This window comes from Sphingosinicellaceae bacterium, from assembly GCA_019285715.1.
Classification (GTDB): Bacteria; Pseudomonadota; Alphaproteobacteria; order Sphingomonadales; family Sphingomonadaceae; genus Glacieibacterium.
The window spans coordinates 3559042-3581082 of record CP079108.1; the positions used below are offsets into that span (position 1 = coordinate 3559042).

The 22041-nt window shown below is 70.3% G+C and carries 23 protein-coding genes; 9 read left to right on the top strand and 14 right to left on the bottom strand.

What is annotated here, in order from left to right; translation table 11 throughout:
* Positions 1–9: 9 nt before the first annotated feature.
* The gene (locus KX816_16250) at positions 10–891 is read right to left on the bottom strand and encodes a D-amino-acid transaminase (GenBank protein QXQ05750.1); all 882 of its coding nucleotides are present in this window, start codon (positions 889–891) and stop codon (positions 10–12) included.
* Positions 892–959: 68 nt separating this feature from the next.
* On the opposite strand from KX816_16250, the gene KX816_16255 reads away from it, so the two are divergent.
* The gene (locus KX816_16255; GenBank protein QXQ05751.1) at positions 960–2318 is read left to right on the top strand and encodes a DNA photolyase family protein; all 1359 of its coding nucleotides are present in this window, start codon (positions 960–962) and stop codon (positions 2316–2318) included.
* A 39-nt stretch (positions 2319–2357) separates the two neighbouring features.
* Here the strand turns inward: KX816_16255 and KX816_16260 are convergent, their stop codons facing one another.
* From KX816_16260 to KX816_16280, 5 genes are all read right to left on the bottom strand, one after another.
* Positions 2358–3575 (bottom strand): ABC transporter permease, encoded by a 1218-nt coding sequence (locus tag KX816_16260; GenBank protein QXQ05752.1) that lies wholly within the window; start codon positions 3573–3575, stop codon positions 2358–2360.
* Positions 3572–4492, bottom strand: a complete 921-nt coding sequence (locus KX816_16265) for an ABC transporter ATP-binding protein (protein QXQ05753.1) — start codon at positions 4490–4492, stop codon at positions 3572–3574. The genes KX816_16260 and KX816_16265 overlap by 4 nt, the downstream gene beginning before the upstream one ends.
* Positions 4489–5652: an efflux RND transporter periplasmic adaptor subunit gene (locus tag KX816_16270; protein QXQ05754.1), complete on the bottom strand. Its 1164-nt coding sequence runs from the start codon at positions 5650–5652 to the stop codon at positions 4489–4491. The genes KX816_16265 and KX816_16270 overlap by 4 nt, the downstream gene beginning before the upstream one ends.
* A complete protein-coding gene (locus KX816_16275) occupies positions 5649–7088 on the bottom strand; it encodes a TolC family protein (GenBank protein QXQ05755.1) in 1440 nt (479 codons plus the stop codon). The genes KX816_16270 and KX816_16275 overlap by 4 nt, the downstream gene beginning before the upstream one ends.
* A 62-nt stretch (positions 7089–7150) precedes the next feature.
* A complete protein-coding gene (locus tag KX816_16280) occupies positions 7151–7852 on the bottom strand; it encodes a pirin family protein (GenBank protein ID QXQ05756.1) in 702 nt (233 codons plus the stop codon).
* 174 nt (positions 7853–8026) lie between these two features.
* Between KX816_16280 and KX816_16285 the strand changes: the two genes are divergently transcribed.
* Both KX816_16285 and aat read left to right on the top strand, forming a co-directional pair.
* The gene (locus KX816_16285; GenBank protein ID QXQ05757.1) at positions 8027–9682 is read left to right on the top strand and encodes an NAD+ synthase; all 1656 of its coding nucleotides are present in this window, start codon (positions 8027–8029) and stop codon (positions 9680–9682) included.
* A 249-nt stretch (positions 9683–9931) separates the two neighbouring features.
* A complete protein-coding gene (gene aat, locus KX816_16290; GenBank protein QXQ05758.1) occupies positions 9932–10639 on the top strand; it encodes a leucyl/phenylalanyl-tRNA--protein transferase in 708 nt (235 codons plus the stop codon).
* Between the two features lie 391 nt (positions 10640–11030).
* On the opposite strand, the gene mlaD is transcribed toward aat, so the two are convergent.
* From mlaD to KX816_16310, 4 genes are all read right to left on the bottom strand, one after another.
* Positions 11031–11549: an outer membrane lipid asymmetry maintenance protein MlaD gene (gene mlaD, locus KX816_16295; GenBank protein ID QXQ05759.1), complete on the bottom strand. Its 519-nt coding sequence runs from the start codon at positions 11547–11549 to the stop codon at positions 11031–11033.
* Positions 11550–11927, bottom strand: a complete 378-nt coding sequence (locus KX816_16300; GenBank protein ID QXQ05760.1) for an NADH:ubiquinone oxidoreductase subunit NDUFA12 — start codon at positions 11925–11927, stop codon at positions 11550–11552. It lies immediately after the preceding gene.
* Between the two features lie 69 nt (positions 11928–11996).
* Positions 11997–12482 (bottom strand): DUF192 domain-containing protein, encoded by a 486-nt coding sequence (locus KX816_16305; GenBank protein QXQ05761.1) that lies wholly within the window; start codon positions 12480–12482, stop codon positions 11997–11999.
* Positions 12458–13252: a CspA family cold shock protein gene (locus KX816_16310; GenBank protein QXQ05762.1), complete on the bottom strand. Its 795-nt coding sequence runs from the start codon at positions 13250–13252 to the stop codon at positions 12458–12460. Before KX816_16310 ends, KX816_16305 begins: the two co-directional genes overlap by 25 nt.
* A 32-nt stretch (positions 13253–13284) precedes the next feature.
* Here KX816_16310 and KX816_16315 point away from each other — a divergent pair, with 32 nt between their 5' ends.
* From KX816_16315 to KX816_16330, 4 genes are read left to right on the top strand one after another with little or no spacing between them, the layout of a single operon-like run.
* A complete protein-coding gene (locus KX816_16315) occupies positions 13285–13992 on the top strand; it encodes a carbon monoxide dehydrogenase subunit G (GenBank protein ID QXQ05763.1) in 708 nt (235 codons plus the stop codon).
* A 20-nt stretch (positions 13993–14012) separates the two neighbouring features.
* Positions 14013–14948, top strand: coding sequence for an XdhC family protein (locus tag KX816_16320; GenBank protein ID QXQ08626.1), 936 nt, complete (start codon positions 14013–14015; stop codon positions 14946–14948).
* Positions 14945–15925 (top strand): molybdopterin-binding protein, encoded by a 981-nt coding sequence (locus tag KX816_16325; GenBank protein QXQ05764.1) that lies wholly within the window; start codon positions 14945–14947, stop codon positions 15923–15925. The genes KX816_16320 and KX816_16325 overlap by 4 nt, the downstream gene beginning before the upstream one ends.
* Positions 15922–16500, top strand: a complete 579-nt coding sequence (locus tag KX816_16330; GenBank protein QXQ05765.1) for a nucleotidyltransferase family protein — start codon at positions 15922–15924, stop codon at positions 16498–16500. The genes KX816_16325 and KX816_16330 overlap by 4 nt, the downstream gene beginning before the upstream one ends.
* Here the strand turns inward: KX816_16330 and KX816_16335 are convergent.
* Together KX816_16335 and KX816_16340 are read right to left on the bottom strand one after the other, a co-directional pair.
* Positions 16497–17342 (bottom strand): alpha/beta hydrolase, encoded by an 846-nt coding sequence (locus KX816_16335; protein QXQ08627.1) that lies wholly within the window; start codon positions 17340–17342, stop codon positions 16497–16499. The two genes, KX816_16330 and KX816_16335, sit on opposite strands and share 4 nt — an antisense overlap.
* Before the next feature lie 10 nt (positions 17343–17352).
* Complete coding sequence (locus KX816_16340; GenBank protein ID QXQ05766.1) at positions 17353–17916, bottom strand: RecX family transcriptional regulator; 564 nt, start codon at positions 17914–17916, stop codon at positions 17353–17355.
* A gap of 129 nt (positions 17917–18045) precedes the next feature.
* Here KX816_16340 and KX816_16345 point away from each other — a divergent pair, with 129 nt between their 5' ends.
* Both KX816_16345 and KX816_16350 read left to right on the top strand, forming a co-directional pair.
* Complete coding sequence (locus KX816_16345; GenBank protein ID QXQ05767.1) at positions 18046–19857, top strand: fatty acyl-AMP ligase; 1812 nt, start codon at positions 18046–18048, stop codon at positions 19855–19857.
* Between the two features lie 34 nt (positions 19858–19891).
* Positions 19892–20785: an NAD(P)-dependent oxidoreductase gene (locus tag KX816_16350; GenBank protein QXQ05768.1), complete on the top strand. Its 894-nt coding sequence runs from the start codon at positions 19892–19894 to the stop codon at positions 20783–20785.
* Here the strand turns inward: KX816_16350 and KX816_16355 are convergent.
* Complete coding sequence (locus KX816_16355; protein ID QXQ05769.1) at positions 20782–21378, bottom strand: hypothetical protein; 597 nt, start codon at positions 21376–21378, stop codon at positions 20782–20784. The two genes, KX816_16350 and KX816_16355, sit on opposite strands and share 4 nt — an antisense overlap.
* A gap of 64 nt (positions 21379–21442) precedes the next feature.
* Entirely contained in the window at positions 21443–21976 is a 534-nt protein-coding gene (locus KX816_16360; GenBank protein QXQ05770.1) for a hypothetical protein, read from the bottom strand.
* Between the last annotated feature and the right edge of the window lie 65 nt (positions 21977–22041).

A 22041-nucleotide genomic window follows, 5' to 3' on the forward strand; every position in this document is an offset into this window, starting at 1 on the left:
GACGGGATGCTACGCCGGAAGGCCGGGCGGGCGATAGCCTGTCTGGTGCGCGATCTCGGTCCACAGCGCAGCGGACAAGCGGCGGGTGATCGGGCCGGGCTTGCCGCTTGCGATCGGCTTCCCATCGAGCGCGACGACGCCGACGACGGGCGCGCTCGTCGAGGTCAGGAACGCCTCGTCGGCGGCGTGCGCCTCGGCGAGCGTGAACGGCCGCTCCTCGACCCGCAGCTGCAGGTCCCGCGCGAGCCGGATCGTCGTCGCGCGCATCACGCCGGGCAGGATGCGCGCACTCAGCGGGTGCGTGACGAGGGTGCCGCCAGCCACGATCCAGGCGTTGGTCGAGCCGCCCTCGGCGACGACCTCAGCCTCGTCGACGAGCCACGCCTCGAACGCCCCCGCCGCCTTCGCCGCCGCCTTGGCGAGGACGTTGGGGAGCAGCCCGACCGTCTTGATGTCGCATCGGCCCCAGCGCTGGTCGGGCACGCTCAATACCGCGACGCCCCTGGCCTGCAGCGCGACGCGTCCCGCGAAGTCGAAGGCGCGGACGGTCATCACCAGGGTCGGGCGCAGGCCGGCGGCGATGGCATGGTCGCGGCGCCCGGCCCCGCGCGACACCTGGATGTACAGCAGCGCCTCGGTCGCGCGGTTGTGTACGATCAGCCGGCGCGCCTGCAGGTCGAACGCGGCGGCGCTCATCGGGGCGGGGATGTTGAGCGCCGACAGGTTGCGGGTCAGGCGCGCGAGATGCTGTGGCCAGTCGAGCAGGCGGCCGTTCAGCACCGCGCCGACCTCGTAGACCGCATCGGCGAACTGGTAGCCGCGGTCCTCGATCGAGACGCGCGCGTCCGCCAGCGGCACCATGCGACCATCGACATAGGCGAGACGCGGCATCTTTCCCCCGGGCGGCGGCGTTGCACGGGGGTTAGACCGTGTTGCCACCCTCACCGCAAGGCCGCCGAATGCCAGCCCCGACCCCAGAGCCGCAGATCATCTGGTTCCGACAGGACCTCCGCCTTGCCGACCAGGCGGCGGTCGCGGCGGCGGCACGGCGCGGGCCGGTGATCCCGGTCTATGTGCTTGACGACGAGACGCCGGGCGCGTGGCGGATCGGTGGGGCGCAACGCTGGTGGCTACACCACAGCCTTGCGGCCCTCGATGCCGACCTTAAGGCGAAGGGCGCGCGGCTGCTCCTGCTGCGCGGGCGGGCGGGAACGGTGCTGTCGGAGCTTGCGCGCGCCACCGGGGCAGGCGCGGTCCACGCGCTGTGGCACTACGAACCGTGGGCGCGGATCCAGCAGGAGGAGGTCGCAAGCGCCGCGGAACTCGTCCTCCACGACGGCAACTTCCTCAGCCCGCCGGGCACGGTGCGGAGCGGCGGCGGCTCGCCCTACAAGATCTTCACGCCGTTCTGGAACGCCCTCAAGCAACGCATGCCGCCGCCGGAGCCGCTGCCCGCTCCTGAAGCGCTGGCGTTGGCCGAGGCTCCGGCGGGCGATGCGCTCGCGGATTGGGACCTGCTGCCGACCAGGCCCGACTGGTCCGGCGGCTTCGACGTCTGGACCCCGGGTGAGGCGGGGGCGCAGGCCGCGCTCGCCGCCTTTGCCGCCAAGGCCCGCGACTACGAGCGCGCCCGCAACTACCCCGCCGAGGCTGGCAGTTCGCGCCTGTCCCCGCACCTGCACTTCGGCGAGGTCTCGCCCGCCGCGGTCTGGCACGCGGTCCCAGACTCGGACTCGTATCGCCGCGAGATCGGCTGGCGCGACTTCGCCACCGGGCTGATCGACAGCCGGCCCGACTATCACGTCGCCCACGGCCGCGCGCAGTTCGAGGGCTTCGCCTTCCGCGACGCCCCCGACGAGCTGAAAGCGTGGCAGCACGGCCGCACCGGCTACCCGGTCGTCGATGCCGGGATGCGGCAGTTGTGGGCGACCGGCTGGATGCACAACCGGGTGCGGATGATCGCCGCGTCGTTCCTGGTGAAGCACTTGCTGGTCGACTGGCGGCGCGGTGCCGAGTGGTTCTGGGACACGCTGGTCGACGCCGACCTCGGCAACAACTCGCTCGGGTGGCAGTGGATCATGGGGTCGGGCGTCGACAGCTCGCCGTTCAACCGCATCTTCGCGCCGGTCGGGCAGAGCGCCAAGTTCGAGGCAGCGGCGTACATCCGCGAGTGGGTGCCGGAGTTGCGCGGGCTGTCGGACGAGGCGATCCATGCGCCGTGGGAGCGCGGCGGGGCGAAGGGCTATCCGCCGCCGCTGGTCGATCACGCCGTGGCGCGGGCGCGGGCGTTGGCCGCGTACGGGGCGATGCGAGGCTGACTTGCTACCCTCCCCCCTCGGGGGGGGAGGGTAGAAGGGCTAGCTTCGCAGCGCCTCGATCGGACTGAGCTTTGCCGCGCGCGTCGCCGGGTACCAGCCGAAGAATACCCCGATCGTCGCCGACACCCCGAACGCGACCAGCACCGCGAACAAAGTCACCGACGTGTCGAAGCCGATCAGCCCGCTCGCGACATTGGCGCCGAGCGTCCCCAGCCCGACCCCGACCGAGCAGCCGAGCAGCGACAGCATCAGCGCCTCGAGCAGGAACTGCAGGCGGACCGCCGCCCGGCTCGCGCCGATCGCCATCCGGATGCCGATCTCGCGGGTGCGCTCGGTGACCGAGACCAGCATGATGTTCATGATGCCGATGCCACCCACGATCAGGCTGATCGAGCCGATCGCGGCGAGCAGCGCGGAGATCGCCGCGGTCGTCGTCGACAGCGTGTCGGTGACCGCGGTCAGGTTGGTGACGGTGAAATCGTCGACGGTGCCGGGGTCGAGGCGGTGCGTCCGGCGCAGCAGCGTGGCAATGTTGTCCTGCACCGCATCGAGGTTCTCGGACGCGTCGACCCCGACTGCGATGGTCCGGATCGAGCGGCGGAAGGCGTTGCCTTGGAGCTGGCGCAGCGCGGTGGTCAGCGGCACCACGATGATGTCGTCGCGGTCCATTCCGCCGAACCCTTGCCCGCGCTTGGCCATGATGCCGATGACCGAGAAACTGGTGCCCTTGATGCGGACGCTCTGCCCCATAGGGTCGTTCGCGCCGAACAGGTTGTCGGCGACCGACTGGCCGATCAGCGCGACGCGGGCGGCGGCGCGCTCCTCCATGTCCGAGAACGCGCGCCCCTGCACCGGCCGCCAGTCCTGGACGATGAACCACGACGGCGGCGCGCCGGTGACCGTGGTCGCCCAGTTCGCCGGGCCAGCGACGACCTGCGCCGGGATCTGCGTCGAAGGCGCCGCGGCGACGACGTTGTCGAGGCGGCTGATCGCGTCCGCATCGTCGAGACGCAGCGTCGCGCCCGTCCCCGCGCCGCCCATGAAGCCGCCCGACTTGCCCGACCCCGCGGTGACGATCAGCATGTTCGAGCCCAGCCCGGCGATCGAGTCCGCGACCTGCTTCTGCACGCCGCCGCCGATCGCCAGCATCAGGATCACCGCCGCGACGCCGATGATCATGCCGAGCATGGTGAGCGCCGAGCGCAGGCGGTTGGCGACGAGCGCGGACCACGCCTCGGCGAGCATCGCGGGGATCATGAGCGGCCACCCTTCCCTTCAGGGGAGGGTCGGAGAGACGGCGCAGCCGGCCCCGGGGTGGGGGCTTCCGCGAGTGCATCGACGTTGGAGCTTGCGACGAAGGGCCCACCCCCGGGGCCGGCGCCAAGGAGCGCCGTCTCTCCGCGCCCCTCCCCTGAAGGGGAGGGGGTAGGGGTGTCCACCACCTCCGGCCCGTGCCCGTACAGTGCGGCCTCGGTCGGCGGGCCGTCGTAGAACACCAGCCCGTCCTGGATGCGGACGACGCGGTCGGTGGCGCGCGCGACCTCGGGATCGTGGGTGACGATGACCACGGTCACGCCCTGCTCGCGGTTGAGGGTCTTGAACAGCCCGAGCACCTCGACCCCGGTCTTGGTGTCGAGCGCGCCGGTCGGCTCGTCCGCCAGCAGCAGGTCGGGGTGGTTGGCCAGCGCCCGCGCCACGGCGACGCGCTGCTGCTGGCCGCCGCTGAGCTGCGAGGGGCGCGAGCGGGGCTTGTCGCCGAGGCCGACCGAGGCCAGCAGCGCCTGCGCGCGCTCGTCGCGGTCGCGCTTCGAGGCGCCCGAATAGACCAATGGCAGCGCCACGTTGCCGAGCGCCGTCAGGCGCGGCAGCAGGTTGAACTGCTGGAAGATGAAGCCGATGCCCTTGTTCCGCAGGCGCGCCAGCGCGCTCTCGCCGAGCGTCGCGGTGTCCTGCCCCTCGAAGCGGTAGGTGCCGCCGGTCGCCGAATCGAGGCAGCCGATGATGTTCATCAGCGTCGACTTGCCCGACCCCGACGGCCCCATGATCGCCATCAGCTCGCCCTTGTGGACGTCCATGCTGACGCCGTGCAGCGCCCGGAACGTGCCCGCCTCGCTGGCATAGTCCTTGACCACCCGGTCGAGCGACAGGACCGGTTGCGCCGGGCTTGGCGTCATTTCTTGTTGCCGCCGGTGCCAGGAGGCCCGAAGCCGCCCTTCTTGTCCTTCGACGTGTCGCCGGTGATCATCAGGTCGCCGGCCTTGAGGGGCCCCGAGACGATCTCGCTGTTGTCCTGGTCCGACGCGCCGATCTTGATGCGGACGGCCTCGGGCTCGGCCTTGGTCAGGCGGAACACCGTCAGCATCGCCGGGTCGGTTACCGCGCCCCGCGCGCGCTTCGCCGGCACATAGTCGGCGGGCTTCCAGCTGAGCGCGGCGTTGGGCAGCAGCAGCGCGTTGGCGTGCTTCGAGACCAGGAACGAGGCGTTGGCGGTCATGCCCGGCAGCAGCGCGCCGTCGGGGTTCGCGACGCTGACGATAACGGTGTAGGTCACGACGTTCTGCTGGGTCGTCGGGTTGAGACGGATCTGCGCGACGGTGCCGGTGAAGTTGCGCTGGCCGTAGGCGTCGACGGTGAAGGTGACCGCCTGCCCGATCCGGACCTTGGACACGTCGGCCTCGGCGACCGCGGCCTCGATCTGCATCTTGGTCAGGTCGCGGGCGATCCGGAACAGCTCCGGCGTCGAGAAACTAGCCGCGACGGTCTGCCCGAGGTCGACCGAGCGCGCGATGACGACACCGGTCACCGGTGACCGGATGATCGTGTACCCCAGGTTGGTGCGGTCCTGCTTGATCTGCGCCTCGGCGGCGAGGACCTGCGCGGCGCTGCTCGAGGCGCTCGCCTGCGCGGTCTCATAATCCTGCCGGCTGATGTAGTTCTGCTTGAACAGCTCATTCGAACGGCGCGCGTTGGCTGCGTTGAGCGCCGCGGTAGCGCGGACGTTGGCCAGCGCCGCCTCGCTCGCCGCGAGCCGGGCGGCGTAGACCGACGGGTCGAGCTTGAGCAGCAGCTGGCCCTCGACGACGCGACTGTTGAAGTCGGCGTGAAGCTCCGCGACCGTGCCCGAGACCTGGGTGCCGACGCTGATGACGCGGACCGGGTTGAGGATGCCGTTGGCGGTGATGACGTCGCTCAGGTCGCCCTGCGTGACCGCGGCGGTCTTGTACTGCGACCCCGGTATCGGCTTGTGGGTCTGGCGGTAGATCAGCCACGCCGCGACGGCGAGCACGACGACCGCGAGGAAGATCCAGCGCTTCTTGATCCGCGGCAGTCTCATCGACCCGTCCTCATGCTGTCGACATTCTCGCCGATGCCGCCGATCGAGCGGGCCAGTTGCGCCTGCGCGGTGCGGACGTTGAAGTCGGCCTGCACCAGCTGCTGCCGCGCACTGGCGAGCTGGCTTTGCGCGTTGAGCAGGTCGGTGAACGTCCCGACCCCGGCCTTGTAGCGGCCCTGCGCGATGTCGGCGGCGGCGGTGGCGCTGGCGATCAGGTCGCGCGCCGTCGCCAGGCTGCGGATCGCGGTGTCGAGCGCGGTGTAGTTACTGAACACGTCGAGCCCGGCGTTCTGGCGGGTCTGCTCGGCGACGGCGCTCGCGCGGTCGAGCTCGGCCTTGGCCTGCGTCACCTGGTAGGTGCGCGCGTAGCCGTTGAACAACGGGATCGACAGCGTCAGGCCGACGCTCGCGGTGTTCCGGTCGGTGTCCGACGCCGCATAGCTGACGCCGTTCTGAGCGCTGGCCCCGACCGTCGGGCGCAGGTCCGAGCGCGCGGCGCGGACGTTGGCGGCGGCGACGTCGACCTGCGCGCGCTGGGTCAGGATGTCGGGGCGCAATTTCTCGGCGTCGCGGATCAGCGTATCGACGTCGGTCTTGAGCAGGTCACTCGACCCGAGCGGCGGCGGCGGTGCGAGGTCGAGCCCGGTCGATGGCGGCAGCCCGACGGTGGTCGACAATTGCCCGTCGCTGGTACGAAGGTTGCCTTGCGCCTGCACCAGGGTGAGCTCGGCCTGCGACAGCGAGCTTTGCGCCTGGAGCCGGTCGGATGGGGTAGCAACGCCCGCGACTTCACGACCCCGGGCAACATCGAACGACTGCTTGGCGAACGCCACGCTCGCCTCGGCGGCGGTCACCGAGGCGCGGTTGGCGTTGACCGAATTGTAGGCGGTGACGGTGTTCAGCGCGACGGTTTGGGCGGTATCGGCGAAGCTGGCGAGCGCGGCCGCCTGGTTGGCGCGCGCCGCGTCGATGCGCGCGCGCCGCCCGCCGAAGTCGAAGATCAGCCAGTCGAGCGCGAGGTTGGCGGTCGACCCAAGATCGGTCGAGCTGCCCGACGCGAAGAACTCCTGGCCCGGCGCGATCAGGACGCTCTGGTTGCGGAAATAGTCGGTGCGGCTCAGCGTCGGGCCGATGTTGGCGCTCAGCGTCGGCAGTTCGGCGGCGCGGGCGATGCCGACCCCGGCCGCGGCGCTGCGCACGCTGGCCCAGGCGACCGCGGTGGCGGGGTTGCGGCACAACGCGAGGTCGACGAGATCGGGCAGCGTCAGCGGGCCTGCCGGGGCAGAGTCTCCACACGCCGGGCCGTTGGTGACGCGGGGCCGCTCGGTCGGCATCAGGTGGCGCGGGTCGTCGGTGCCCGCCAGCGCTGGCACGGCGGTCCCCGCCCAGCCGAGCATGGCGGTCAGGCTGGCGAGGATCGTCAGTCGGAGAAGCATCAGTCCCGGGTCATAGCGGCGCGGCGACAGCCGTCGAGGGAATACGTCGCCGCGCCTGTCCGTCACCCGAGGTCGAACACCAGCAGCTCGGCGCCCTCGTCGCTGGCCATGGTCAGGCCGGAGACGTCGCTGAGCGCGAGCCCATCGCCCGGCGCCATCGACTGGCCGTTGACGACCGCGTTGCCCTTGACCGCCTGCACCCAGGCATAGCGCCCGGCCGCGAGCGGCACGTCCAGCTTGCCTTCGGCCGCCAGCGTGGCGCGGTGGATCGCGGCGTCGCTGGTGATCTTGACCGCCTCAGGCCCGCCCTCGGGACTGGCGACGAGGTCGAGGCGGCTGTCGCCCTGCACGACCTTGGGCAAGGTCACCTGCTCGTAGCCCGGCGCGATCCCGGTCCTGGACGGCATCAGCCAGATCTGCAGCAGGTGCGCCGGCGCCGTCTTGCTGGCATTCGCCTCCGAATGCCGGATGCCGGTGCCGGCGCTCATGCGCTGCGCATCGCCGGGCAGGATGACCGCGCCGGTGCCGGTCGAATCCTTGTGCTCGAGTGCGCCGTCGACGAGGTACGTGACGATCTCCATGTCCTGGTGGGCGTGGGTCGGGAAGCCACCGCCGCCGGCGATGCGGTCCTCGTTGATCACCCTGAGCGCGCGGAAGTTCATGCGCGCGGGGTCGTGGTAGTCGGCGAAGCTGAACGTGTGGAAGCTGTCGAGCCAGCCGTGGTTGGCGTGGCCGCGCGCGGCGGATGGGCGGTAGCTGAGCATCGAGGCCTCCTTTGGTTGGTCGGGATGTGGGGCGGGTCGGTGCGGGAGGCTAGGGGGAGGGCATGCATTCTACCCTCCCCCCTTGAGGGGGAGGGACGGTCGCCGCTTGGCGACCAGGGAGAGGGAGGGGAGAAAGTGGTGACGCGGCCCTCGCGCCCGCCTAAACCCGCTCGCATGACCGACCGCCTGACCATCGGCCTCGCCCAGTTGAACGCCAGCGTGGGCGACCTCGTCGTGAACTCCGATGCGATCCTCGCCGCCCGCGCGACGCTCCCGGATGCCGACCTGCTGGTCACGCCCGAACTGTCGATCGTCGGCTATCCGCCCGAGGACCTCGTGCTCAAACCGGCGCTGGTCACCGCCTGCCGCGAACAGCTCGACCGGCTCGCCGCAGCCACCGGCGACGGCGGCCCCGGGCTGCTGGTCGGGCTGCCGATCGCGGAGGACGGCAAATTGTACAACGCCGCCGCCCTGCTCGATCACGGGCGCATTGTCGGCATCACCCGCAAGCACGAGCTGCCCAACTACGGCACCTTCGACGAGAAGCGCATCTTCGAGCCCGGCCCCCTGCCCGGCCCGCTGGTGTTCCGCCACGTGCGGCTGGGCGTCGCGGTGTGCGAGGACATCTGGTTTCCCGACGTCACCGAGTGCCTCGCCGAGACCGGCGCGGAGATGCTGATTGTCCCCAATGGCTCGCCCTTCGAACTCGGCAAGGACGACCGGCGGCTCAGCCTCGCGGCCTCGCGGGTCGGCGAGGCGGGTATGCCGATGATCTACCTGAACCGCGTCGGCGGGCAGGACGAACTGGTCTTCGACGGCGCGAGCTTCGTCCTCAACGCCGACCGCAAGCCGATGTGGCGGCTGCCCGACTGGGACGAGACCGTCGTCGCCACCCAATGGAGCCGCAGCCACCACGGCTGGTCCTGCGCCCCCGGCACCCTGACCCCCGGCGACGACGACCCCGCGGACATCTATCACGCGATGCTCGTCGGCCTGCGCGATTATGTGAACCGCAACCGCTTCCCCGGTGTCGTGCTCGGGCTGTCGGGCGGCATCGACTCGGCGCTGTCGGCGGCGGTCGCGGTCGATGCGCTCGGGGCCGACCGCGTGCGCTGCGTGATGATGCCGTCTCGCTTCACCGCGCAGGACAGCCTGGACGATGCGGCCGAGTGCGCGCGCCTGCTTGGGTGCCGGCTCGACGACCTGCCGATCGCACCCGCGATGGCGGCCTTCGACGACATGCTTGCGCCGCTGTTCGAGGGCCGGCCGCGCGATCTGGCGGAGGAGAACATCCAGTCGCGCATCCGCGGCCTCAGCCTGATGGCGCTGTCGAACAAGTTCGGGCCGATGCTGCTGACCACCGGCAACAAGAGTGAAATGTCGGTCGGCTATGCGACGATCTACGGCGACATGGCGGGCGGCTATTCGGTCCTGAAGGACGTCTACAAGACCACGGTGTTCAAGCTGTCGGAGTGGCGCAATGCGCACAAGCCGTGCCTCGGCATGGGGCCGTCGGGGCCGGTGATGCCGCAACGGGTGATCGACAAGCCGCCGACCGCCGAGCTGCGCGACAACCAGCGCGACGACGACAGCCTGCCGCCGTACGACGTGCTCGACGCGGTACTGCTCGGGCTGGTCGAGGACGAGTTGTCCGCCGGCGACCTGGTGGCCAAGGGCTTCGACGCGGCGCTGGTGACCCGCATCGAGCGGCTGCTGTATGTTGCCGAGTACAAGCGCCGGCAGGCCCCGCCAGGCGTCAAGATCGGCCGCCGCAACTTCGGCCGCGACCGCCGCTACCCGATCACCAACGCCTTCCGCACCGGGGCGTGAGGTGATCCTCACCCCCACTCCCATTGTCATCTCGGGCTTGACCCGGGACCCAGCTCAACCCAGCGCTCGGACTCCGGAGTCAGCTGGGTCCCGGGTCAAGCCCGGGATGACAATGGGGTCCGGGACGTACGCAATCCGCAATTTGGTGTGGCTCACCTCGCCAAGCTAAGCTGATGTGAACACCGATTCGGTGAACATTCAGGTCGAGATGAGAACGATGCACCGAAATTTCGCCCCGCACACCGCCGCGTGAGCCGCCGGCTCGACCCCGACCTGCTGCTCCACGCCTACCGCATCGGCGCGTTCCCGATGGCCGACAGCGTCGAAGCCGAGGACGTCTACTGGGTCGAGCCGCGACTGCGCGGCATCATCCCGCTGGGTGGCTTCCATCTGTCGCGGAGTCTCGCCAAGACGGTACGGCAGGACCGTTTCGAGGTCACCGTCGACACCGACTTCCCCGGCATTATGCGCGCCTGTGCCGCCGCCGCGCCGGGGCGCGAGGACAGCTGGATCAACGGCACTATCCTCGACGCCTACGCGGTGCTGCACGCGCGCGGCAACGCGCATTCGGTCGAATGCTGGATCGACGGCGAGCTGGTCGGTGGGCTGTACGGGGTCAAGCTGGGCGCGGCGTTCTTCGGCGAGAGCATGTTCAGCCGGGTCCGCGATGCCTCGAAGGTCGCACTGGCGCACCTGGTAGCGCGGCTCGGCGTCGGCGGTTTCCGGCTGCTCGATACGCAGTTCCTGACCGGGCACCTGGCCGGGCTCGGTGCGATCGAGGTGCCGCGCGCTGCCTACCGGGTTCAGTTGGCGGGGGCGATCTCGGTCCCCGGCGACTTCTTCGCGCTCGAGGGCTTGGCGGGCTTGCCATCGCCGGCCGCTGCTTTTCCCGCCGCGACGGTGTCCGGGCCGGTGGCCGGAAAGCTCATCGTGCAGCTCTTGACCCAGACGTCGTAGAGCGCGTGCTCGAGCGGATGGAGCGACGGGCTCTCCGCGAACATCCAGCCCGAATACAGCCGGCGGGTCGCGGTGCGCTGCGTCTCGTCGATCTGCAGGAATGCGCCGGTCAAGGTCGCTTCCCACGGCGGCGTCGTCTCGCAGGCCCGGACCCGGATGGTCAGCGTATCGAAGCTCACCGTTTGACCCGGGTGCGCCGTGAACGACTCGGTGCGGCCATTGCGCTTGTTGAGCGCGGCGAAGGCGACGACCCGCTCGGCCATCGGGGTGGTGCCGGCGAGCGGGACGACCGGCACCGGCTTGGCGGCAGGAGCGATGGCCTTGCGGGGAACCGCGGCCGTAGCCGGCGCGACCGGCACCGCGGCACCGACCGCGAGCGCCAGCATGATGATCATTGCGCCGGGGGCGGCGCCGCGCCGGGAGCAGCCGCTCCGGCGGGTGCCTTGGTGCTGTCGCCGCTGCCCGAACGGTTGATGTAGCCGCCGATCAGACCCATCAGGTCGGTCGCGCCCTGCGTGTCGTCGATCTCGTCGCCGGCCTTGAGCGTCTTGGGGTCGCCGCCGGGCATCAGCGAGATGTAGCTGCCGCCGAGAATGCCCTCGCTGGTGATCGCCGCACTCGAGTCGATCGGCAGCTTGATCGCCGGGTCGATCGACAGCTGGAGCACGGCCTGGAAGGTCTTGGCATCGAGGCGCTGCCCGGTGACGCTGCCGACCTTCATTCCCGAGACACGGACGTCGGTGCCGGTGTTGACCCCGGTGACGTTCGGGAAGCGCGCCGCGATCGTGTAGCCGCCGTCGGGGCCCTGCCCGGTGCGCTGGTAGGCGAACACCACGAAGCCGACCGCGACGATCAGAACGAGCAGGCCGACCAGCGCCTCGACGACGTTATCCTTGAGCAAGGCACGCATTTATTCGGGGCTCCAGGCTTCGTAATCGCCCGTCGCCTTCGCCCGCTTGGCGGTGACGGCGAGGCTGCCCGAGGGCGCATGCGCCGCAGCCGTACCGGTCAGGTTGGGCACCCACGGCTTTTCCCAGACCCGCGGCTTGATCGGCAGTTCCGACGGCAGCGTGTCGATGGTCTTATGGAGCCACAAATACCATTCGGGCGGCACCCGGCTCGCCTCCGGGGTGCCGTTGTAGATCACCCAGCGGTGGCCGGCCTTCGAGCCGTAATAGACGTTGCCCTGGGAATCACGGCCGACTTCCGTGCCCGTGCGGCGCGTCGCGATGAGCGTTCCCAGCCCGGGACCGTTCCACCACGTAAAGAGCATCGACAGCAGCTTCATAGCGCGCGGCTTAGAGCGCGTCGCGGCGGCGGGCGCAAGGGTGGCGCTCGACTGGCATCAGTTGGACGCTCAGCCGGGCAGCTTGTAGCGGACCGCGTCGCCGGGCTTGAGCCCGATCTTCGCGGCCTCGCCGGCATTGAGTTCGAGCACCGCCGCCGCCGCGCCCGACGACTGTATCAGGTCCCGGGAATAGGGCTTGGCATCGGCCGCGACGTTGAGCACGCGCGAATCGGCACCGATAAAGACGATATCGAGCGGCAGGATGGTGTTCTCCATCCAGAAACTCGCAGGCCGCGGCGGTGCGAACGGGAAGATCATGCCCTGGTTCGCCGCCATCGCGGTGCGGAACATCAGCCCGCGCTCCTGCTGTTCGGGGCTCGCGGCGATCTCCACCGAATAATTGTGGCGGCCGCTGCTGGTGTCGAGGCGGAGCTTGGTGCGCGGCAATTCCGCTTGTGGCGCGACGATCGGTAGCGCCGCCACCTGTGCGACCGGGAGCAGGGCCAGCAGCAGCGCTGCCGCGAGGAGTTTCAAGCCGGAGGTTGTGCGAGCCATTCCACCGTGTCGCCGCCGCTCGGCCCGTCGTCAATGCCAACATCGCTGGCTTGGTCGCGCTTTCCTGCCTCGTCGGCGCTGCGGCGACCACTGCCACGCTCCTGCAGCACGACGGCGAGCGGCCCCTTCTGGCCGGGCGCGATGCGCGCTTCGAGCAATTGCCCGGGCTCGAGTTCGAGCAGGCCGGCACGGCGCACCGTCTCCATGTGGACGAAGATGTCCTGGTCGCCGCCGTCACGGACGACGAAGCCATAACCCTTGAGGCGGTTGAACCACTTGACGGTGACCGGCTCGAGGTCGCCGGCACTCGACAGCAGTGCCACCGGGTCGACGCGGCCGGCGGTACGCGCCAGCGCCGTCTCGGGATCGGGACCGATGGCGGTCGACAGGTCGAGGTCGATGATTGCCTTGGCTTGGCGCCCGCGGTCGCGCTGCAGGATCGTGCAGGTCAGCGTCGCGCCTTCGGGCAGGCTGCGCCGGCCGATCTCGCGGACGACGGTAAAATGGATGAGGATGTCGCCGTCGGCGTCGTCGGGGACGATGAACCCATAGCCGCGCACGGCGTCGAACCACTTGACCACGCCACGCGCCTGCGGCTCGGGCGTCCCCCCGTCTTCGGTCTCGCTCAAGTCGCCAACCAGTACGCTATTTTCGGTCACACGGCCCCCCACGCGACCCACCAAGTCAACTTTCGTAGCACATGAACGGGGTATGACGAAACCATGTTGTTGCAAGCAGCCGGTCAGGCGTTCTATTCGTGCTTCGGGCATCGCGACTGCCTATCCCGATTTGGAGTCAAGCCGTGGAATTAAAAGGCGAAACCCGAATCGCTGCGCCGCGCGAAGCGGTCTGGACGGCGCTCAATGATCCCGCCGTCCTGGCCCGTTGCATCGAGGGCGTCGAGACGCTCGAGCGCACGACCGACGCCGACGGGCAGGTTCGTTTCGACGGCAAGATGAATGCAAAGGTCGGCCCGGTGCGCGCTACATTCGCGGGCGGAGTCACCGTGACCGAGCCCGATCCGCCGCACCGCTATGTCCTGGTCGGCGAGGGCAAGGGCGGCGTCGCGGGCTTCGCCAAGGGCCAGGCCGAGGTCGTGCTGACCGCAGATGGCGCGGACACGCTGCTCACCTACGCGGTGACTTCGAGCGTCGGCGGCAAGCTGGCGCAGCTCGGCAGCCGGCTCATCGAAGGCACCGCCAAGGGCTATGCCGCGACCTTCTTCACGCGTTTCAAGGCCGAGGTCGAGGGGCCGGCCGAGTCCGCCGCGGTCGCCGAATTTGCCGGCGGGGCGGGCGACTCGGGCCTCGCGAGCGGCGCGGCCGAGGCCGGACTGGCCGACACCGGAATGACCGAGGGCGGCAGCGTGTCCGCCAACCTGACCGAGACCGCCGCCGACCCGCAGGCGCTGCCCGCGGTCGAGGCGGCACGCGGCGGGGTCCCGCCGCTCGTCTGGGGCACTGTCCTCGTTATCGTCGTGGCGATGGTCCTCGCGTGGCAATTGCTGTGAGCGACACCGACGATCTCGGCATGCTGCTTGGTGCGGCGCAGGCGTGGCTCGCGGCCGGGCACGGCGTCGCCATCGCCACCGTCATCGAGACCTGGGGCTCCGCACCCCGCGCCAAGGGCGCACACCTCGTGGTCCGCGACGACGGGCTGTTCGAGGGCTCGGTCAGCGGCGGCTGCGTCGAGGGCGAGGTCATCTCCGAGGCGCTGGCGCTGATCGCCCCGGACGGCTCTTCAGCCGGACCCTCGAACAGCGCCGGCTGGACCCGCCTCGACTACGGCGTCGCGGACACCCGCGCGTGGGAGGTCGGGCTGGCCTGCGGGGGCAAGATCGCGGTGCTCGTGCAGGCGGTGGCGGAGGGCGTGTTCCCGCCCGCACTCATTGCCGCGCTCGCCGAGGCCCGCGCTAGTGGCACGACGCTGACCCTGGCCACAGACCTCGCCAGCGGCGTCACCAGCATCGGCGACACGGGCGATTTCGTGCGCCTCTACCCGCCGCCGCTGCGCCTCGCGATCGTCGGCGCAGTCCACATCGCGCAGGCCCTCGTGCCGCTCGCACGGCTGGTCGGCTACGACGCCACCGTCATCGACCCGCGCGGGCTGTTCGCCGCCGGGCCGCGTTTCGAGGGCGTCGCCATCGACGACCGCTGGCCCGACGAGGCGTTGGCGGAGTGGCAACCCAACCGCGCCAGCGCGGTCGTCGCGCTGACCCACGATCCCAAGCTCGACGATGTCGCGCTGGCGGCGGCGCTGCGCTCGGACGCCTTCTACATCGCCGCGCTCGGCAGCCGGAAGAACCATGCCGGGCGGCTCGAGCGGCTCCGCGCGATGGGTTTCGACGACGCCGCGCTGGCCCGCATCCACGGCCCTGCCGGACTCGACATCGGTGCCAGCGGCCCGGCCGAGATCGCGCTGTCGGTCGCGGCGCAGATGGTCGCGGCTTGGCGGGGCAAGGCTTGAGGTTCGCGAGCGTTCACGTGGCGCAGGCAGCCGGCGCGCTGCTCGCCCACGGGCAGACGGTCGGCGGCGCGCGCTGGGCCAAGGGGCGAATACTTTCCGACGACGACCTCGCCCTCGCGGTGGCGTCTGGACTCGCGGCGCTGACCGTCGCGCGCCTCGACGCGGGCGATGTCGAGGAAGCCGTCGCCGCGGCCCGGCTCGGCAAAGTGCTTGCGGGAGGAAACATCGTCGCGCTCGACCCCGCGCACGGTCGGGTCAACCTCGCCGCAACGGCGGCCGGGGTGTTCCTGGTCGAAGCGCCCGCGGTCGATGCGCTCAACGGCGTCGACGAGGGCATCACACTGGGCACCCTGCCCGCCTTCGCGCGGGTCGCGGCGGGTGACATCGTCGCGACGGTCAAGATCATTCCCTATGCCGTACCGGGACCGGCGCTCGATGCGGCGCTCGCCTTGGTCCGTCCGCTCGGCGTCGCGGTCTTCGAGGCGGTGGTCGTCGACCTGATCCAGACCGTGCTGCCCGGCCAGAGCGGCAAGGCGCACGCCAAGACGCTCGCCGTCACCAGCGCGCGGCTGGCGTCGCTCGGCGCGGTCACCGGGCACAGCGAAACCTGCGGCCACGCCGTCGCCGCCCTCACCGAACGCCTTGCCGCCCCGACCGTAGCCCGCATCACGCTGGTCGCCGGAGCCTCCGCCACCGTCGACCGCCGCGATGTCGTCCCCGCCGCGATCGTTGCTGCCGGCGGTGTCGTCGAGCGGCTCGGCATGCCCGTCGACCCGGGAAACCTGCTGTGCCTCGGGCGCATCGGCGACCGCGTCGTCATCGGCCTGCCGGGGTGCGCGCGGAGCCCGAAGCGCAACGGCTTCGACTGGGTGTTGGAACGGCTGGTGGCGGGCCTACCGGTTGACGGCGCGGGGATCGCGGGCATGGGCGTCGGCGGGCTGCTTGCCGGAGCTGAACCCCGCGCTCGCCTGCCGTGAAGGTTGGCGCGCTGATCCTTGCCGCTGGGCTTGGTCGGCGCATGGGCGGCCCGAGCAAGCTCACCGCCGACCTGCATGGCAAGCCCGTCGTCGCGCACGTCGTCGACGCGGTCACCGCCGCTGGCCTCGGGCCGCCGCTGGTCGTGCTCGGCGACCGCGCCGACGAGGTCCGCGCCGCGGTCGGCGAACGTACCGCAACCTTCGTCGTAGCAGCGGACTATGCGGAGGGCATGTCCGCCTCGCTGCGCGCCGGCCTCGCCGCAGCGCCCGCCGAATGGGATGCGGTGCTGGTCCTGCTCGGCGACATGCCACTGGTCCAGCCTGCCACCCTCAGCGCCCTCGGCGCAGCGCTTCTGTCACCACAAGCCGTTGTTATTCCTGAGTATGATGGCCAACGCGGGAACCCGGTCGGCTGGGGCCGCGACCACTGGCCCGCCCTCGTCGCGCTCACCGGCGACACCGGCGCTCGTTCGCTAATACCCCGCATAGGCGTCACGTTCGTACCAGTCGACGACCCCGGCATCCTCGCCGATGTCGACACGCCCGAGGCGCTGGCAGCGCTGCGCGACCGCTAGCGCAACGTCGCCAGCCACTGGAGCACCGCGGTCTCGAGCGCGATGCGGCTGTCCGAGTAGCTGTGGTCGGTCGCGAAGTGCCGCTCGGTGACCTGCGTCCCTCCGGCCTTGCGGACACCGGCGACCAGCGCGTTGGCATCGCCCAGCAGACCGTCGTCGGAGGTCACCACCAGCAGCGGCAACCGCGCCAGCCCGGGTGCTGCCGCCCCGACGTCGAATGCCGCGGCGTTGGCGGTGAGCTCGTCCGCCATCGCGGCGGGCGTCGTCACCAGCGTCTCGGTCTCGCCGCCGGTGAAGCCGAGCAGCCGGTCGCGCGGCATCTTGCCGAGGTTCCCCATGTTGGCCATCGAGACCAGCGCCGCGCCGATCAGCAGCGGGTCCTTGGCCGCGACCAATACGGTCACCCAGCCGCCCATGCTGTGCCCCTCCAGCGCGATCCGGCGCGGGTCGATGCCGAGCTTGGTGGCGTTCCCCGGCACGCGTAGGTAGGCTAGCACCGCCGCCGTATCCTCGGGGTTCTGGGCGAAGTGGAACTGCCCCGGGCTGCCCCATGAGCCGCGGTAGTTGAAGGTCACGGCGTTCCACCCGGCACGCCGCACGGCCTGGGCGAGGTCGAGGTTCTTCTCGTTGCCGGGCCAGCCGTGGCACAGCACCAGCGTCGGATGCGGTCCCGCCCCCGAGGCAAGGTAAGCGACCGCGACGATCTCGACCCCGCCGACGGGGACATGCAGCACCTCCATCCGCGCCGGGTGAGCTGCGTCATGCGGCGGGTCGGTGAACAGCGCCGCCGGGGGTGCCGCGAGCGTCGGCGCGGCGATCAACAGCGCCGCCAGGGCAAGCATCAGCCGCATGTCAGTCTTCCTCGGGTTCGCGCTTCAGGACACTGCGCACGGTCGCCATGTCATGCCCGGCGCGGAGCATCGCGCCAACCTGCTTGCGGTGGCGGTCGATGTCGAACGGCAGCCGGTCGTACGGGCCGAACCGGCGACGCCGCGCCAGTGCCTCGGCTGCGGAGGCGTTGTCGACGGTGTCGCTGATCTCGCGCGCCAGGTCGCGCTCCAGTCCCGCTGCTCCCAGCGCCTGCCCGACCCGCATTCGGCCGAAGCCCTTCGACGCCAGCCCGCGCGCTTTTGCCTCGCCGAAGACGCGGTCGTCGACGTATCCGCGCTCGACACAGCGGGCGACGACGGCAACGGTCGGGACCTCGCCGGGCCCCGCCCAGCCGCGTTCCCACAGCTTGCGCCCGAGGTAGCGCTGCAACTTTGCTGCCGTCGTCGCGTACTTGCCGACATAGCGCAGCGCCATGTCGTCCAGCGCCGCCGCATCGATGGGCGGTGGCGGCGGGCGCTCCTCACGAGGCTTGCGCTCGCGAGGCTGGCGTTCATCGCGGGTTTTGGATCTGGAGCGCACCGCCATGCTTCTGCCATAGTGGAGTCCGAATTTGAACGTGTCGCTCTGACAGTGGAAATTAACGACCGGATGCGCGCGATCTATCGTGCAGACATTCGGCGAGGGGTTCGAGGAGAGGCTGGCTTGCCGCAGACGATGGACGATAGCGCTGTGGCGCTAGCCCGACGGCCCGTATTCGCGGCCGTTCCCAGCGTCGTGGCCGCCGTCGAAGGTGCCCCTGTCACGCCGACGCTGGATGCGCTGCCGCGGCGACTTGCTGATTTCGACACGCTCGGCGAGGCGCTCGATTATGCCGCGCGCGGCGTTCGCGGCCTCAATTTCTTCGATGCGCGTGCGACGCTCGCCCGTGCCTACCCGTTCGCCGAGCTCCGCAGCGACGCCCTCGCGCACGCGCAGCGGCTGATCGCCGCCGGGGTCGCTCCCGGCGAGCGCGTCGCGCTGATCGCCGAGACCGGCGCGGACTTTGCCGCGCTGTTCTTCGGCGCGATCTATGCCGGCGCATTGCCGACGCCGCTGCCACTGCCGACCTCGTTCGGTGGCCGCGATGCCTATGTCGACCAGATCCGCGTCCAGCTGACCAGCTGCGACCCACTGCTCGTGCTATCGCCGCCGGGCCTGTTTGCGCTGGTTGCGGAGGCCGCCGCCGAACTGCCGCGCTGCACCGCGCACGACTGGGCGGTGTTCGCCGGCCTGCCGGTGCCCGACGTCGCGCTGCCCCGCGCCGACGCCGACGACATCGCCTATCTCCAGTATTCGAGCGGCAGCACCCGCTTCCCGCACGGCGTCGCGGTCACTCACCGCGCCCTGCTCGCCAACCTGTCCGGCCACGCCATCTCCACCGAGGTCCAGGCCGACGACCGCATCGTGTCGTGGCTGCCGTGGTACCACGACATGGGGCTGGTCGGCTGCTTCCTGTCGCCGCTCGCCAACCAGATGTCGTCGGATTACCTCGCGACCGAGGATTTCGCGCGCCGGCCGCTGTCGTGGCTGACCCTGATCAGCCGCAACGAGGGCCACACCCTCAGCTATTCGCCGACCTTCGGCTACGACATCTGCGCCCGCCGCGTCTCGTCGGCGATCGACGTCCACGCGCGCTTCGACCTGTCGCGCTGGCGGGTTGCCGGCAACGGTGCCGACATGATCCGCCCCGACGTGATGCAGCATTTCGTCGATGTCTTCGATGCGGCCGGGTTCAAGCCGTCGTCGTTCCTGCCGAGCTACGGTCTCGCCGAAGCCACGCTCGCGGTCAGCATCATGCCGGTCGGCGAGGGCATCGTCACCGACCTAGTGGACGAGCGCGAGCTATCGGGCGAAGGTCGCGCTGGTCCGGTCGATGCACTCAAGCCGATCCGCTACCGCGCCATCGTCAACTGTGGGCGCCCTGTCCGTGGCCTGACCGTCGTCGTCCGCGACGAGGCTGGCGAGGTTCTCCCCGACCGTCGCATCGGGCGCATCTTCGTTGCCGGCGAAGGTGTCATGTCGGGCTATTTCCGCGACCCCGACGCCACCGCCGCCTGCCTGAAGGACGGCTGGCTCGACACCGGCGACATGGGCTACCTCGTCGATGGGTACATCTACATCGTCGGCCGCGCCAAGGACATGATCATCGTCAACGGCAAGAACCACTGGCCGCAGGACATCGAGTGGGCGATCGAGCAGCTCCCGGGCTTCAAGGCGGGCGACATCGCCGCCTTCTCGATCACCTCCCCCGCCGGCGAGGAGGAGCCCGCCGTGCTCGTCCAGTGCCGCACCTCCGACCCCGTCGAGCGTGCCAACCTCCGCGACGCGATCCGCAACAAGGTCCGCAACCTGACCGGCATGACCTGCGTGGTCGAGCTCGTCCCGCCGCGCACGCTGCCCCGCACGTCGTCGGGGAAACTGTCGCGCACCAAGGCGCGGCTCCAGTATCTGTCGGGCGAGATCCAGCCGTTCGAGATCGCCGCGTGACCCCTCTACCCTCCCCCCTCGAGGGGGGAGGGCAGTGATCCTCGCGGTTACTGGCGGTACCGGGTTCGTCGGGCGCCACCTGCTCCGCATCGCCGTCGAGCAGGGCCATCACGTCCGCGCCCTCGCCCGCTCTCCGCAGCCCGACCAATCCGGCGTCAGCTGGTTCGCCGGCGACCTCGCCACCCCCGGTGACCTGTGCCTCGGAGCCGACGCCGTCATCCACGTCGCGGGGGTCATCAGCGCCCGCACACCGGCCGGGTTCGCGGTCGGCAACGTCGACGGCACCGCCTCGATCCTTGCAGCCGCTTCTGCCGCCGGTGTCGCGCGCTTCGTCCACGTCTCGTCGCTGGCCGCGCGCGAGCCCTTGCTGTCCGACTACGGCGCGAGCAAGGCCGCCGCCGAACGGCTGGTCGAGGCGTCGGACCGCGATTGGTCGATCGTCCGCCCGCCCGGCGTCTACGGCCCCGGCGACCGCGAGACGCTGGCGCTGTTCCAGATCGCGGCGCGGGGCCTCGGCATCGTCCCGGCGCGGGGGATGGTCTCGATGATCGAGGTCGGTGACCTGACGCGGGCGCTGCTCGCGGTTGCCGCCGGGCCGGACACGCACCGGATCGATGAGGTCAGTGACGGTACCCCCGTCGACCATGCGACGCTGGCGCTGACCCTCGGCAAGGCGGTCGGGCGGCGCATCCGCCTGATCAACCTGACCCCCGCGGCATTGCGCATCGCCGCGTCGTTCGACATTGCTCAAGCGCGGCTGCGTGGCCGCTCACCCCGCCTCAGCTTCGACCGTGCACGCTACCTCACTCACCCCGACTGGACCGCACACGGCGACAACCTCGCGGGTGTCTGGGAGCCCAAGGTCGGATTGGCGGAGGGCACCGCCGCGACCGCGGCATGGTACCGCACCGCCGGCTGGCTGCGCTAACGCAGCACCTGCTCGAGGCAGTAGGCGATCAGCGTCAGCGCCAGCCCGACTACGAACACCCGGTAGCCATAGCCGAGATACTTGAATTTGCGGTGCTTGAGGACGGAGCCCATCTGGTGGATGTCGCGCAGCATCGCGTCGTGGATGCCCGGGTTGCTGCTCAGAATCTTGACCATGTGGTCGCGCCACTCGGCCTCGGGCAGGTCCGCGAACGCCCCGAAGAACAGCATGTTGTGATTAACCGCCTTTTGCGGGCGACCGATCGACGGCATTACCGCAAGGATGCACAGCCCGGCCCCGGCGAACGCCGAGAAGGCAAGGATCAGCAGAGACGGCGACAGCTGGTCGGCATGGCCCTGGCTGACCACCAGCGCGAAGATCACCGACGCGGCGGCAATCACGATGTTCGCCTTCTGGTCGGCCATCTGCGAGAGCGAAACGTGGTGCTGCTGGATGGTCTGCAGTGCGAAGATCGCGCTGTTCGCGACGCTCGCCCGGTCGCTCGCCACGATCGCTGGGTTCGGCTCGTCCGCGAGTGGCTTCGCGCTATCCGCTACCGGCGTCGCGAGGCCTGTATCTTCGACTGTCGCCATGTCCGTGCCCCTTGACAGCGGCATCGCACGTCGGGGCGCTTCCCGGCAAGACCCGGCTAACGCCTCAGTGCGGCAATAAGCCCGCCGACCCGGCGACGAACAGCACGAAGCCGCCGACCAGCCCAAGCAGGAAGACCCGGTAGGCGTGGCCGATGAGCTTATACTTGCGCCGCCCGAGCACCTGACCGAGCTGATACACGTCGCGGACCATGGCGCGACGAACCGTCGCGTTGCTGGTCATGACGTCGGCCATCCGGGCCTGGTAGGTCGCCTCGTCGAGGCCGACGAAGCTTCCGAAGAACATCATGTTGGGCGTGTTGCCCGGCCGTCCCTTGGTCAGCGGCACGACCGCGGCAATGGCCAGCACTGCCGCCAGGAACGATGCGCCCGCGATGCACAGCAGCGGCAACCCGACCGCCTGCGTGCTCGCATCACGGAAGATCAGCGTCATGATCACCGCCGTTGCACCGATCAGCATGCTCGCCTTCTGGTCGGCCTGCGAGCTGAGCTGGACGTGGTGCTGTTGCATGGTCCGCAGCATGTAGATCGCGTAGACACCGTCCGGACCCTCATCGTCGCTACCAACGCCGTCTACCACTCGCGACTCCGATGTTCTTGTTTCGCCGACGGCTAGCAGCCCAGCCCCGCTTTGGCCATTTTGTC

Bases quoted from the DNA above. Each gene is read 5' to 3' on its own strand.
- KX816_16250 (QXQ05750.1), bottom strand. From the start codon at position 891: ATGCCGCGTCTCGCCTATGTCGATGGTCGCATGGTGCCGCTGGCGGAC.
- KX816_16255 (QXQ05751.1), top strand. From the start codon at position 960: ATGCCAGCCCCGACCCCAGAGCCGCAGATCATCTGGTTCCGACAGGAC.
- KX816_16260 (QXQ05752.1), bottom strand. From the start codon at position 3,575: ATGATCCCCGCGATGCTCGCCGAGGCGTGGTCCGCGCTCGTCGCCAAC.
- KX816_16265 (QXQ05753.1), bottom strand. From the start codon at position 4,492: ATGACGCCAAGCCCGGCGCAACCGGTCCTGTCGCTCGACCGGGTGGTC.
- KX816_16270 (QXQ05754.1), bottom strand. From the start codon at position 5,652: ATGAGACTGCCGCGGATCAAGAAGCGCTGGATCTTCCTCGCGGTCGTC.
- KX816_16275 (QXQ05755.1), bottom strand. From the start codon at position 7,088: ATGCTTCTCCGACTGACGATCCTCGCCAGCCTGACCGCCATGCTCGGC.
- KX816_16280 (QXQ05756.1), bottom strand. From the start codon at position 7,852: ATGCTCAGCTACCGCCCATCCGCCGCGCGCGGCCACGCCAACCACGGC.
- KX816_16285 (QXQ05757.1), top strand. From the start codon at position 8,027: ATGACCGACCGCCTGACCATCGGCCTCGCCCAGTTGAACGCCAGCGTG.
- mlaD (QXQ05759.1), bottom strand. From the start codon at position 11,549: ATGCGTGCCTTGCTCAAGGATAACGTCGTCGAGGCGCTGGTCGGCCTG.
- KX816_16300 (QXQ05760.1), bottom strand. From the start codon at position 11,927: ATGAAGCTGCTGTCGATGCTCTTTACGTGGTGGAACGGTCCCGGGCTG.
- KX816_16305 (QXQ05761.1), bottom strand. From the start codon at position 12,482: ATGGCTCGCACAACCTCCGGCTTGAAACTCCTCGCGGCAGCGCTGCTG.
- KX816_16310 (QXQ05762.1), bottom strand. From the start codon at position 13,252: ATGCCCGAAGCACGAATAGAACGCCTGACCGGCTGCTTGCAACAACAT.
- KX816_16320 (QXQ08626.1), top strand. From the start codon at position 14,013: ATGCTGCTTGGTGCGGCGCAGGCGTGGCTCGCGGCCGGGCACGGCGTC.
- KX816_16335 (QXQ08627.1), bottom strand. From the start codon at position 17,342: ATGCTTGCCCTGGCGGCGCTGTTGATCGCCGCGCCGACGCTCGCGGCA.
- KX816_16340 (QXQ05766.1), bottom strand. From the start codon at position 17,916: ATGGCGGTGCGCTCCAGATCCAAAACCCGCGATGAACGCCAGCCTCGC.
- KX816_16345 (QXQ05767.1), top strand. From the start codon at position 18,046: ATGGACGATAGCGCTGTGGCGCTAGCCCGACGGCCCGTATTCGCGGCC.
- KX816_16355 (QXQ05769.1), bottom strand. From the start codon at position 21,378: ATGGCGACAGTCGAAGATACAGGCCTCGCGACGCCGGTAGCGGATAGC.